The sequence below is a fragment of the Clostridium sp. genome, assembly GCF_050717515.1.
In the GTDB taxonomy this organism is placed as follows: domain Bacteria; phylum Bacillota; class Clostridia; order Clostridiales; family Clostridiaceae; genus Clostridium_AD.
The window spans coordinates 1-13,007 of the sequence record NZ_JBOITL010000030.1; the positions used below are offsets into that span (position 1 = coordinate 1).

Annotated in this window: 15 protein-coding genes and 1 pseudogene; 10 read left to right on the top strand and 6 right to left on the bottom strand. The window is 32.4% G+C overall.

The features are described from left to right. Positions 1-150: 150 nt before the first annotated feature. Positions 151-441 carry a hypothetical protein gene (locus ACREV6_RS14830; protein WP_431578820.1) on the bottom strand — a complete coding sequence of 97 codons (291 nt, stop codon included), beginning with the start codon at positions 439-441 and terminating at the stop codon, positions 151-153. Positions 442-608: 167 nt separating this feature from the next. Then, positions 609-1,670: an IS1595 family transposase gene (locus ACREV6_RS14835; protein WP_431578821.1), complete on the bottom strand. Its 1,062-nt coding sequence runs from the start codon at positions 1,668-1,670 to the stop codon at positions 609-611. Between the two features lie 145 nt (positions 1,671-1,815). Between ACREV6_RS14835 and ACREV6_RS14840 the strand changes: the two genes are divergently transcribed. The 5 genes from ACREV6_RS14840 (at position 1,816) to ACREV6_RS14860 (ending at position 4,605) form a co-directional block, all read left to right on the top strand. Further along, positions 1,816-1,977: a hypothetical protein gene (locus ACREV6_RS14840; protein ID WP_431578822.1), complete on the top strand. Its 162-nt coding sequence runs from the start codon at positions 1,816-1,818 to the stop codon at positions 1,975-1,977. A 169-nt stretch (positions 1,978-2,146) separates the two neighbouring features. Beyond that, positions 2,147-2,974, top strand: a complete 828-nt coding sequence (locus tag ACREV6_RS14845; protein ID WP_431578823.1) for a GNAT family N-acetyltransferase — start codon at positions 2,147-2,149, stop codon at positions 2,972-2,974. A gap of 188 nt (positions 2,975-3,162) precedes the next feature. Continuing rightward, the gene (locus ACREV6_RS14850; protein WP_431578824.1) at positions 3,163-4,098 is read left to right on the top strand and encodes an aminoglycoside phosphotransferase family protein; all 936 of its coding nucleotides are present in this window, start codon (positions 3,163-3,165) and stop codon (positions 4,096-4,098) included. Positions 4,099-4,186: 88 nt separating this feature from the next. Next, the gene (locus ACREV6_RS14855; RefSeq protein WP_431578825.1) at positions 4,187-4,378 is read left to right on the top strand and encodes a hypothetical protein; all 192 of its coding nucleotides are present in this window, start codon (positions 4,187-4,189) and stop codon (positions 4,376-4,378) included. A 41-nt stretch (positions 4,379-4,419) separates the two neighbouring features. Next, positions 4,420-4,605: a hypothetical protein gene (locus ACREV6_RS14860; protein ID WP_431578826.1), complete on the top strand. Its 186-nt coding sequence runs from the start codon at positions 4,420-4,422 to the stop codon at positions 4,603-4,605. A 49-nt stretch (positions 4,606-4,654) separates the two neighbouring features. On the opposite strand, the gene ACREV6_RS14865 is transcribed toward ACREV6_RS14860, so the two are convergent. After that, a complete protein-coding gene (locus ACREV6_RS14865; protein WP_431578827.1) occupies positions 4,655-5,038 on the bottom strand; it encodes a DUF3888 domain-containing protein in 384 nt (127 codons plus the stop codon). A 111-nt stretch (positions 5,039-5,149) separates the two neighbouring features. Here ACREV6_RS14865 and ACREV6_RS14870 point away from each other — a divergent pair, with 111 nt between their 5' ends. From ACREV6_RS14870 to ACREV6_RS14880, 3 genes and pseudogenes are all read left to right on the top strand, one after another. Next, positions 5,150-5,362 carry a PF20097 family protein gene (locus ACREV6_RS14870; protein ID WP_431578828.1) on the top strand — a complete coding sequence of 71 codons (213 nt, stop codon included), beginning with the start codon at positions 5,150-5,152 and terminating at the stop codon, positions 5,360-5,362. 75 nt (positions 5,363-5,437) lie between these two features. Further along, positions 5,438-6,399 (top strand): annotated as a pseudogene (locus ACREV6_RS14875) (helix-turn-helix transcriptional regulator). 100 nt (positions 6,400-6,499) lie between these two features. Continuing rightward, entirely contained in the window at positions 6,500-7,126 is a 627-nt protein-coding gene (locus tag ACREV6_RS14880; protein ID WP_431578829.1) for a type 1 glutamine amidotransferase family protein, read from the top strand. A gap of 491 nt (positions 7,127-7,617) precedes the next feature. Here ACREV6_RS14880 and ACREV6_RS14885 read toward each other — a convergent pair whose 3' ends face one another. From ACREV6_RS14885 to ACREV6_RS14895, 3 genes are all read right to left on the bottom strand, one after another. After that, positions 7,618-8,136 (bottom strand): nucleoside-triphosphatase, encoded by a 519-nt coding sequence (locus ACREV6_RS14885; RefSeq protein ID WP_431578830.1) that lies wholly within the window; start codon positions 8,134-8,136, stop codon positions 7,618-7,620. A 106-nt stretch (positions 8,137-8,242) separates the two neighbouring features. Further along, the gene (locus ACREV6_RS14890; protein WP_431578831.1) at positions 8,243-8,473 is read right to left on the bottom strand and encodes a hypothetical protein; all 231 of its coding nucleotides are present in this window, start codon (positions 8,471-8,473) and stop codon (positions 8,243-8,245) included. A gap of 454 nt (positions 8,474-8,927) precedes the next feature. Beyond that, positions 8,928-9,635: a FadR/GntR family transcriptional regulator gene (locus tag ACREV6_RS14895; RefSeq protein WP_431578832.1), complete on the bottom strand. Its 708-nt coding sequence runs from the start codon at positions 9,633-9,635 to the stop codon at positions 8,928-8,930. A gap of 303 nt (positions 9,636-9,938) precedes the next feature. Here ACREV6_RS14895 and ACREV6_RS14900 point away from each other — a divergent pair, with 303 nt between their 5' ends. Next, positions 9,939-12,626 (top strand): FAD-dependent oxidoreductase, encoded by a 2,688-nt coding sequence (locus ACREV6_RS14900; protein WP_431578833.1) that lies wholly within the window; start codon positions 9,939-9,941, stop codon positions 12,624-12,626. Further along, a complete protein-coding gene (locus ACREV6_RS14905) occupies positions 12,601-12,978 on the top strand; it encodes a hydrogenase maturation nickel metallochaperone HypA/HybF (RefSeq protein WP_431578834.1) in 378 nt (125 codons plus the stop codon). Before ACREV6_RS14900 ends, ACREV6_RS14905 begins: the two co-directional genes overlap by 26 nt. Positions 12,979-13,007: the final 29 nt, after the last annotated feature.

Below are 13,007 nucleotides of genomic sequence, written 5' to 3' on the forward strand. Positions count from 1 at the left end.
AACCCTTTAAATAGTCTTCTACAGCTGCAATTTTTTGAGCTAGAGTGAAAGGTGATCTGGACATAAAAATCCCTCCAAAGTATTTTGGTTATTTACCATGTCTACTTTAAAGGGATCATATCATTTTTTTGGCTTCCTTTAATTCGAATATTAAGACTTTTGGCTACGAAATAAATTAGAACCAATAGCGATACTTATACCCATAAATATAGCAAATACAATATCCCCTATATAATAATGTTTTTCAAAAAATAAGGTATTTGTAACTATTCCCGCTAATAAACACCAAGATGCTAATATAAATATAGCAATTAATTTAAAATATTTATAATTCCTTATAGTACTATTAAGTAGTTTACTGGGGAAATTAATCTTTTCAAATAACCACCCACATCCAAAAATAAATATAAAAAAACTTAAAAATCTAAAAATAAGCCTCATAATCCAGTCCCCCTCTTATTTATAATTGATAATACACACTTATGTAACAAAAATAAATTTCGCTTTGAAGTATTTATAATATTCACTTTTAAAATCTAATATAGTCCCATAATGTCCTTATTTCAGTATATATCATATCGATATAATTATTCAAATATTTTACATAATTATATATAAATTGCTTCCCTTATTTTAAAATCCTTTAATTTCGTATCCGAATGAGATGTATGTGACTGAACTAATAAATATTTGCTTTTTTCAGTATCCTTCTGTGTATTAAATAATTGCAACCATTTAAACCAGTACATGTAATTGGCGAGGTATTTTGTGGAGACACTATGAAATCCATACATCCATTCTTTTAGTTTGCTATGGAAAGCATTTATGTGCTGTATATGGTATATACCTTCCTTATGCTTACCACGTTTAATCTGCTGTAGTTCGACATCTAAATTTTTGGCAAACTTAATATAACTCTTGTGTGAGTCAGTACAGAGGGTTGAATTTTCCTCTATCCTACCTGTAAAGAGTCTTTCTAAATCTGTATGCTTCATTCTACCTTTACAGATTAGTTCGGTTACAATGTTTCCTACCCTATCAATTGCACACAAAACACAAACCTGTTCCTTTGATATACCTCTTTTTCTCTTTTCAATCGTACTACTCCTACTGCCCTTAACTCCACGTCTATGAGGTTCTCGTGGCATTATAAACGTGGTGCTTTTCTTATGATTTCCTTTAAAGGACTCCCTAAAAAACGCCTCGTCAACTTCTATAACGCCACCAACATGACCAATACCCATATACACTCTGATTGCGTCTAAAAACTTATGCCTCCAATAAAAAGATGTAGGCACACTAATCTCGACTATCTCGGCACATTTTCTTATGGAATAACCATTTATCATACATTTAGAATAGAGTATCCATTTTTTAATATCTTTCTTACTGTTATAACGTGGTGAACGTGCAAAATCAGTGAAGGTCTTTCGGCATGACTTACAGATATATCTCTGCTTACCATTGAACTTGCCATTTCTTGATACTTCATTATGTCCGCAACAAGGGCATACCTTTCCCTTGGAAAACCTATTCTCTTTAACTTCATTTGTAACCTCGGTAGCAAATGAACCTAATATAATAACTTCTTCAAGATAGGCTAATATTTCTTCCTGTCCTGTTGTTCCTAACGCCTCTAAATCTTTTTTCACTGACTCTATACTTGGCATAATAAGACCTCCGTAATCCTTTATATAGTCTTATTATACCATATTATTCAATATATATCCATTTTCAACATCTTTCTTAAACATAGCCAAAAGTTTAGTCATTTATTTTGCACTTAATGAGACAAAACTTTTTAAAACGAAACTTATGAAACTATTATGGTATACAGATAATGTGTTTTTTAAAGAAAAGACAATTTCAATAACTGGTATGCAATATGCATGCTTATCTGACTTAAAAGTGTTAGCAGGAATACCAGAATATGTGCAAGCGATTGAAAAATTAAAAGTTGCTATTTCAATAATGTGAAACAATTTCAATATACATTGCAAGGTTATGAGAATAATATTTGTTAAACTATGTTAAGTAATGGTATAATATGGTACTGAAACAAGAAGTCGTTGATTAGTAGTGTTTCGTAAGAAGTTGTAATGTTCAGATTGCAAAAGAAGGAGTATTTAATAGTTGGAGGTTAATAATGAATATTAAAATATGTAATTCACAAGAAGACCAATATGGTAATAGCAAAGAAAATATTTTTTTAGCTTTTGGTGATAATGGAAATTATTTGGGAAGTGCTTTTGTATATCCAACAATAAATTATCATCAAGCACATGAAACACCTTATCTTATTTTTATAGGTTTAATTATTGCTGACAATATAGACAAGTCATTGAGTGCTGAAGTTAGCCAAAATTTATTTGATAAAGTGGTTTTAAGAGCTAAAGAGATTCGGATGTTAAGATTGGATTTAAAAGCTAGAATATATGCAGGCTTTGAATATAATAAAGAGAAACTAGATTTTTATATTAAAAATGGATTTGAGGAAGACTATAGTATTATTATGGAGGCAGATATTTCTGAAAATTTTAAATACATATTTCCACAAAATATTAAAGTAGAGGCTTATAAAGTTGATTCTGAAGATAAATTATCAAAATACAAAGAAATGTATGATGAGATTTTTGTAACACCTTTAAATATAGATGCTCTTATTGAGCAAGGAAGTCAAAAACACTTTTTAAATTTATCTTTTTTAATTGATGGTAGAGTACAGGGGGGATGCACTGTTTTTGAAAAAGATGGATTTGGTTATGTTGAAACAATATATGTTTTACCTGAAAGTCGTGGAACTGGGTTATCCAAGGATATAATGATGTATATATTTGATTATTTCCTATCAAAGGGATTGAAGAAAACAAAGCTTGAGGTGTGGGAATTAAATAAGCCTGCGGTGAAACTCTATGAATTTTTCGGTTATAAGGAAGTGAAAAAGAATTTAATGTTTCCAGGGATAACCCTTTAATAATAGAAAGACTTGATGCCTTAGCTGGTACCACTATACAAAATGTACAGTCGGGTAGTCAGCAGCAATCAAGTCTTATAAAGATTAGGATATCTCTAATCTTTATATTTATGATAAATTATGGTATTATTTATTTGAAATAGTAAAAAAATGTGTAGGTTCATTTTGATTGCAAAGGAGAAAATCAAATGGAAAATAGAATAAGTGATAACAGTTTTATAGATATACCATCATATTCTGAATGGATTAGCATTGAGCAGATTAATAAAGGTTGGTCGAAAGATAAAAAATATTATATAAAGAATAATATTGACGAAAAATTTTTACTTCGCATTTCAGATTTCAATGTTTATGATATCAAGAAAAAAGAATTTGAAAGCATGCAGGAAGTATACAAATTAGGAATAAATATGTCAAAACCAATTGATTTTGGGATATGTAATGAAGGGAAATATACATATTCTCTTCTATCTTGGATAGATGGACAGTCAGCAGATGAAGTAATATTAAATTTTTCTTATAAAGAGCAGTATAAATTAGGAGCTGAAGCAGGAAAGATACTTAGAAAAATGCACAGTATAGTAGCACCTATTGGTCAAGAGGATTGGGAAAAAAGGATGATTAATAAAATAAGTAATCATCAAATAAGATACGAAAAAAGTGGAATTAAAGTTAGAAATGATGAATTTGCTATAAAGTATATCAGTAATAATTTACATTTATTAAAAAATCGCTCTCAAGGATATCAGCATGGCGATTTCCATATAGGTAACCTTATAATTACACCCAATAATACTATAGGTGTAATTGACTTTAATCGTTGGGATTATGGTGACCCAGTTGAAGAATTTTATAAAATGATAATATTTAGTAGAGAACTTAGTATACCATTTGCAAATGGTCAAATTAATGGATATTTTGAAAATAAAATTCCTGAAGATTTCTTTGAAACATTAGCATTATATGTTGCAGATATAATATTATTTTCAATAGTTTGGGTAATTCCATTTGGTAGTGATGATGTAGATGGGATGATAAAGCGTGCTGAAATGGTATTAGATGATTATGATAATTTTAACTCAATTATTCCTAAGTGGTTCGATAATAAAGAGAAATACGATTAAAAAACTTACTATAAAAATACTAGACTGTATGTATATACTTAGGACGTCTTAGTATAATATTGTGCATTAATTAAGATGAGGTGATTTTATGAAAAAATTTTTAAATTATATGTTGAAACCTATGGTTATAGTTTCATGTATACCATGGATAGGGGTTCTAAGTTATTGGTCAAATAATAGAAAAGATTTATTAGCAACAAGTGTGATTTTATATTTTGGGGTAATAATTGGTTCGGCAATAAAATATTTTTGTAAAGATAAATATAATACTTCACAGTAAGATAAATCGATACTAAAACATATAAATAAGGGGCATTTATTATGAAAAACAAACAATTAATATTATTGATATTGTCATTTATTCTATCCGTAGTTTGTATTAGTACATTAATTTTTGGAGTATATACAAAAAATGGTCTACTTATATGGATTTTTAGTTTTTCATCTATTTCATCAATAATCCAGTCTAGATGGATTGGAAAAAGATATAAAATGCTAAATTCATAATATTCACATATTATGTCTTAACATTATCCAATTAGCATTGTTAAAAAGGCTATTCTTCCTCATGCTTAAAATTAATAACTTTAGCACCCATTGGACTTGTTAGTATAGTTATAGTTTCTATACCCCTTGGTGGATTATGTGGTCCAGTAAAGGTTTCCACTTGTACTGTTATTTTATACTCAAATAATTCTGGTGTTTTGCTGATACTTAATATTTTTTGTTGCCAAAATTGTTTAGGGTGACCATAATATTTATCTATTGAATTTGCTATATATGGATATAAAAGAGATAATACACTTCCTGTGTATAGGTCTTGTTGATTAGGAGCATTTATTTGCTTGGAATAAGAAATAGAACCATTATATGAATAAGCATTTTTTGAACTAAAACTTATTATTATTATGAAGAATACTGGAATAAATATTTTTTTCATAAAATCAACTCCTTATATTATAGTTTGTGTAAAAATTATTGATTTATTAATAATTCATACTTTTCATAAAATAAAAATAAAACTATTTATATTTATTTGGGAGGAATAAGAATGCAATGTCCATATTGTAATAAAGAACTGAAAAAAGGGTATATTCAAAGTGCAAGACCGATATTCTGGGGAGAAGAAAAACATAAAGTGTCTTTTAAACCTGAAGGGGATACAGAATTTAGTTTGTCAAAAGGAACAGGATTCTTTACTGGTTGTGTTGGTGAAGCGTATTGCTGTCAGAAATGCAAAAGGATTGTAATAGAATTTAAGTAAAATAAAAGGATAATATGATGCATTACATTTATTAATAAATGATACTATTAAAAATCTAGGGAAGGGGGGCGCATTATGCCAAAAAATGATAATATGCTAGCAATTTTATGGATGCTGAATTCAGGTACAAAAATAACTGCAAAGCAAATATCCGAAAGGTTAGAAATAAACATACGATCAGTTTATCGTTATATGGATGCACTGTGTGTTAGTGGAGTGCCAATAATATCGGAGCCTGGTCATAACGGAGGATATAGCTTGCTTAACAATTTTATCCGAGCACCCCTGTTTTTGATCTTGAAGAGAAAAAATCACTTTTGCATGCTGCTGTTTTTGCAATGGAATCAGGATATCCTTTTATGGAATCACTAAATAGTGCAACATCAAAGTTAAAGATGTTTTCGAATCAAGAACAAGAAAAAGTTCTCAATCGTCATTTAGTTGGATTTGAAGTAGTGAGCCGTATTTGCGATCCAGCTGTCAAACCTATATTAATGGAACTCGAGCAAGCTGTTGCAAATGAATGCTCTATGGAAATTGAATACTGTACAGGTTATGAAGGGCATCCCAAGCATAGGGTTGTTGACCCCTATGGGATGCTTTACTGGAACAATAAATGGTACGCTATTGCATTTTGCCATCTTAGGAATGAAATTCGTAACTTTAGGGTAGATAGAATAATAAATATTATAAGTACTAAAAATACGTTTAAGCGTCCTGAAGCTTTTTCGGCACGTGAGTTTTTTACAGAAAGCTTATTATCGAATATAGAAAGTAAAGTAGGACTTTGCACTTAAGTAATTGAGGGCAAGCCAGAAGCATTGAATGACCTAAGTGCACATTGGTTTTTAGGATATCATCTGATAAAACGAACTGAATGCAGAACGATTTTTTTAATGGATGAATACTCAATCCATACCTATGTTCCTCATATTCTACTTCCATATGGTAAAGCAATAAAGGTGCTTGAACCAAATAGTTTTAAAGCTGCTATGGCATCAATTCTTAAAGATTTGCTGGACTATTATCTCCACTGACTGAATTTGTCAGTAAAGATAATATATAATTGATTAAGATGGAGCTTGAAACCATCCTGTGATAAATAGTACTAATAAAATGAAAGTGGAGGAATAGAAAATGAAAAACAAAGTATATCTTTATGTATTTGATACAATGGCAGACTGGGAAATAGGTTATTTAAGTACTGAAATCAATTCGGGAAGGTACTACAAAAAGGGATTAATGCCTCTAAAAATAGTAACTGTAGGAATTAACAAGAACCCTATTACTACAATGGGAGGTCTAGAAATATTGCCAGAAATTGAACTTAAGGAGTGTAGTATTGAAGAGACAGTTGCTTTGATTTTACCTGGTGGGAATACATGGACAGAAGCAATTCATGCTCCCATTATAAGAATGGCTGAAGAATGTTTAGAGAAAGGTATTGTTGTAGGGGCAATTTGTGGTGCTACACTAGGACTTGCTATGGAAGGAGTATTAAATAAGCGAGCTCATACAAGCAATGACCTGGGATATCTTAAAATGGTCTGTCCAAGCTATGCAGGAGAAAAATATTATAAGCAAGAATGCGCAGTAACTGATAGAAGTTTGATTACTGCCTCTGGAATAGCTCCTCTTGAATTTACTTTGCACATATTGAAAATTCTAGAGGTGTTTTCACCACAAACCTTAGATTCTTGGTACAATCTTTATAAAACTCAAGATGCAAAATATTTCTTTGAGTTGATGAGCTCGATTCAATAAAAGGTGGCTTAAAGTGGGTAAGCTAGCTACTTTAAGCCACCTTTTACCTTAGCGTGTTTTTTGTAGGTGACCCCCCTCCAAGGAATCAAGAGTATCTCATTGTTTATGATTATAATACTCCGATAATCAGCTATGGTGCCGAAGGAAGAATCCATTGATTTTGGAACTGTTTGGAGGAGAAGATGCAATGACCAAAGTTAATAAGCATAATTATTAGTACATATTCTTCTTATTAGACGTCGCAAACAATAAAGCTTTGTGACGTTTTTACTTGTTATAAACTAGGGAAATATGGTGAATTTAAAATAGTAATTAACTACTATATTTTCAGGTGAAACTGGACTAAGAATAGCACGTTATTTTTCAAATTTAGGTGCAAATGTAAATCTGTGAATATTTCGTCCAAACACTTTCCATGCCCCTGCATATAGTGAAATAGTGTATGCAAACTCCTATCAAAATTTTAAACATATAATAATTAATCCACTAAATTAACCTTGTATTTCATGAAATATATTTTCTATAATAGTACTCCTATTCTCGTTTGTCATTGAATAAATTTTAATTCCAGAAATTTTTTTTATTTCATCTACATCGTCATGTTTATTATAAAAAATTGTTCCTATAACACAAGTGGAACTAGTTAGAATATTTTTTATAGCTTGTTTAAATTTCGTTGATAAAAGTTGGATAGGGCCAATTTCATCAATAATAATTATTTTATTTGAACTAGAAGAATTGTTAATAGCCTGTAATGCAAAATCCTCAAAGGCCTCTATATCTATTCCATATCTACCCATTCTAATTTCACTATGTAAATTTACATCCGCTATTCTTTTCCTTCTACCATCTAAACTAACACAATCAAAACCAACCCTATCAAAGTCATCTCTAATTTCCTCTGTATAGAAGCCAGTACAATTGCATTCTCCTATCATTTGAATAATCTTTTTTAATGCTGTTGTTTTTCCAACTCTAGGTTCACCAGAAAGTAATATTATCTTTCCCATTACATTCTCCTTAATTGTTTTATTTAAATTACATTTAGCCTAACTAATAAAAAAAGTCATCATAAAATACTGATTAGTCAACATAAGAATGATGCGACATAAGTAATTATTCTTTATTTTTTAGTTCTAAAAATATAGGTGCTATATTTAGTAAAATAGATATAATTGTAAGAAACCATAATGCCTTTTCCATTGTAGGTATAACATCTAATAAAGCCGACCAATCCTCGCCTTTCACCCACTTGGATACAGCACTGTATTCTGCACAAAGTGTCAATGCTGTAAATGATAATCCAATTGCCATAGCAAGTTTATAGTCTTTTCCTGTTTTATACATATAAAGATTTATAAAAGTTGATACTATAGCAATAACTCCTAATATTATTCACATAATTCTACCTCCATTATTATTTTTTAGTTACACATAATTTTACAATTCCGACCTAACTCTATAGAAATTATAGCATATTATACATATCTTTACATCACCATATTTCTATAATAGGTAAATAATCCCATTTTTTAATACCGTATTATTCAATTTTCAAAGACCATTGTTCGTACCTTCAATTTCAATAGTTACGTCGTCTAATATTCATATGTCATCACAAGAAAACCCATATTAAGTAGATATAGGTTTTCAGAAAAATTGAAAGTAAGTTATGTGTCCCTTGTTAAGTAGAGTAAAGTATAAAATTAATTCCTTCATTAATATTAGCAATAAGGTAACTTCAGTAACTTCTTAACACCTCGGAACAACTTATGTTTGCTAATAGGTCTCGCCTAGTGGCTTACTCGCTGTATATTTCTAGGTCTCCTTTTATAGAACGCTCATAATAATTAGTTAAATAGCTAATTGCCTCTTGTATTTCACCGTTTGCAATCAGATTAAGTAGCTGAGTCATAAAGTCAATTGTTAGTTTTACCCCATATAGTCTTATGTGACGTTCAAATAAGTTTCGGTTAGATGTGCGAAAAGAATTATATATCAAAGGTAAAATTGTATTTCCGCTTAATATGCTCATGTATCTAAAAAACTCGTAAGATATTTCAGAGGCCTCTGTAACTTTAGTTGTTTTTTCAATTGCAAGTATATATCCCCGCAGTTTATCTAAATTTTCCTGGGTTAAATGTGATGACATTTGCCTGATTGCAAAGCTGTCAAATAAAATTTTAAGCTCAATGGAAGAACGCACTTCGGGCCTACGAAGCATACCTTTGTTATAATTCATCATGGAGACTAGAATTCCAACCGAGCCCTTCTGGTTATAATCTGCCACAAATGTACCTATTCTTGGTCGAATTTCTAAAAAACCCTTGGCTACCATTGTTGAAATACCACTATGAACAATGTTGCGGCTGATACCCATAACATCAGCAAGCTCACGTTCAGTTAAAAGTTGTTCTCCTATTTCAAGCTCACCTGATAATATTTTAGATTCTATTTCCTGAATGAATAGATCTTTTAAAGTAGGTGCTTGTAATTTTTTGTATTCCATATATTACACTCCTTTGGTCTCTGGTTAACCACATAAAAATTATTATAAATTCAAATATTTTTAAAATAAAAAATATTCAAAAAATTGTGAAAATGGCATTGCATAAGCCGTTGTAAAATGTTACTATAATTATATAATATTGTTAAAAAGATGTCAATGTTTGGGAGGAAGCAAGGAACATTTCTTTTGAATTTGATCTCATCACCTGGTTCAGGAAAAACAATCACGTTGAAAGTAACCATGGAAAAACCAATAGATTTTATTAGGTTAATAAAAAATAGTACAAGTAAAGGAGTGTATTTAATGGCACAGTTAAGACAAAAAATCGTAAAGCTTGCAAAGGTAGTTGGTGGCATTTCTGGTATTATAAACAAAATTGATGAAAATGCACCAGAGTATTACAGTCTAGCAGCCGTATTAACCGATGAAGAGGCAGATGTAGCCATCGCCGCAGGGCTGCGAAAAGAGCGTACAGCAGAATATCTTGCACAAAAGGTAGGCAAACCGCTGGAAGAAGTGAAGGAAATTGCTGAAACACTTGGCTTCAAAGGTATATTTAGAGTAACCACAAGCCCTGTTGACGGTAAAGACCGTTACTATATGCAAATTTTCGCACCGGGCATTATGGAGATGATGGTAAACAGTAAACAAATTCTTAATGAACATCCAGAAGTTGGAAAGGCATTTGAAGAATATACACGTATACGTATGGCAACAATGTCACCATTAATGCCAGATGCTTATGGGTTAATGCGTGTTGTTCCAGTTGAAAGTTCAATTAAAGATCTTCCAGGCGTAAATGATTACGAAAAACTTAGCTACTACTTAGATAAGTATGATTTATTTTCTGTATCACCTTGTTCATGTCGTTCTTCACGTCGCATAATTGGAGAGGGGTGTGGCCACTTGGAAGAGGATATGTGCGTGCAAATGGGTAAAGGTGCTGAATACTATATACGAACTGGACGTGCTAGAAAAATCACTAGGGAAGAAGCACTAATAATTATAAAACGAGCTGAAGAAAATGGATTAATGCACAATATGCCAAATGTTGAGGAAGCTGGTGAAAGTGCTGCTATATGCAATTGTTGTGCTTGTGCTTGCTTTGGACTGCGCGTTGGTTTACTTTATGGTGCTAGAGATGTTATTCGTTCCAACTTTGTGGCTAAAATTGATGAAACAAAATGTGTTGCTTGTGGTCAATGTGTTGAAATTTGCCCTGGCAATGCTTTGAAATTGGGTCAAAAAATTTCTACTAAGGTGCCAATACCACTACCGGAAAAATATCGCAAATTGAGTAATTCTCTGTGGCACAAATCCGATTGGAATGTGGACTACCGTGAAAACCAGCAGGACGTTATAGCAACAGGTACTGCACCCTGCAAAACAGCGTGTCCTGCACATATAGCAGTTCAGGGTTATCTTCGTTTAGCATCACAAGGCGACTATCAGGGAGCTTTAGCTTTAATAAAAAAAGAAAATCCTTTTCCAGCTGTTTGCGGACGTATCTGCAATCATCGCTGTGAAACGGAATGTACCCGTGGATTAATTGATGAGGCTGTTGCTATTGATGAAGTAAAACGCTTTATTGCAGACCATGATTTGAACAAAGAAACAAGATATATTCCTCCTATGATAAACCAAATTGGCAGGCCATACCAGCAAAAAATTGCTATTATAGGTGCTGGTCCTGCAGGTATGTCATGTGCATTCTACCTTGCAGAAAAAGGTTACAAGCCTACTATATTTGAAAAAGAGCATCGCCTGGGCGGTATGCTTATGAATGGTATTCCATCATTCCGACTTGAAAAAGATGTTGTACAGGCTGAAATAGATATCTTGATGGAAATGGGTGTAGAGTTTAAATGTGGAGTTGAAGTTGGAAAAGATGTTACTATTGCACAGCTGCGAGAACAAGGCTATAGTGGATTTTATGTTGCCATAGGAGCACAAGGTGGACGTAGTATTGGTATTGCTGGTGAAGATGCAAAGGGTGTAGAGTCTGGAATTTCATTTATTTGTGATGTAACCCTTGGCATTGAAAAGAAACTTAAGGGTCGTACTGTTGTAATAGGTGGTGGCAATGTAGCAGTTGACGTTGCACGTACCGCTAGTCGTGTTGGAGCATCAGAAACCTTAATGTTCTGCCTTGAAGATCGTGATCATATGCCGGCTGATGCAGACGAAGTAGCAGAAGCTGTGCATGAGGGTATAAAAGTAAATAACTCATGGGGTCCAAAAGAAATACTTGTAGAAAATGGTGAAATTAAGGGGATCGTTTTTAAAAAGTGCATCTCTGTTTTTGATGATGAGCAGCGTTTTGCGCCAAAATATGAGGAAGATTGTTTAATGACCGTTGAATGTGACCATCTATTATTGTCTGTTGGTCAGAGCATTGTTTTAGGTGATCTCCTTTCTGGTACAAAGGTGGAGTTTAATCGCAATGGAACTGTAAAGGCAGATGCTGTTACATACCAAACAGCTGAGCCGGATATTTTTGTTGGTGGTGATGTTTACACTGGTCCAAAATTTGCTATAGATGCAATCGCAGCAGGTAAAGAAGCAGCTATATCTCTTCATCGCTGGGTGCAGCCTGGACAAACGCTGACCCTTGGTCGTGATCGTAGAAATTATATTTCACTTGATAAATCAAATGTTTCCCTTGAGCAAAATTATGATAATACAAAACGTCAACAGCCAGGCTACAACTCAGCAAAGAAAAAAACGTTTAGTGATACACGAGTAACATTTACTGAGGATCAGGTTAAGAGTGAAACAGCACGTTGTCTTGCTTGCGGTGCAACAAAAGTAGATGAGTATATGTGCGTTGGTTGTGGATTGTGTACAACTAAATGTAAATTTGAGGCTATACGCTTAGAAAAAGTCCGTGATTTGCATGCGGGTGCCTTTGAAACAATGCCAATAAAAGTAGCTGCACACGTGGTAAAGAAAACTGGCAAAATAATTGCAAAACCATTTACAAAAGGTTAATGGTGTAAATATGCATGAACTTGGACTTATGGATGCACTTATTAAAACAGTTGGGAGAATTGTTAAAGAGGAAAATTTAACAAATGTAAGAAAAATTGTATTGGAAGTAGGCGAACTATCGGGTACAGTACCACATTTTATTACTGATTGCTATAAAGCAGTTGTTGCAGATACACAGTATCAGCATACAGAACTTGTGCTTGAAATTGTGCCGGGCATTGCCTTCTGTAACCATTGCCATATAGAATTTAGAATTGATATGGAAGACCTGTGCTGCATTGTATGCCATGGGAAAAATCTTACTCCTATAGAGGGGAAGGATTTAACAATAAAAGAAATTGAAGCCTATTAAAATATTTAATATGCTAGAGAGGAAGGTAA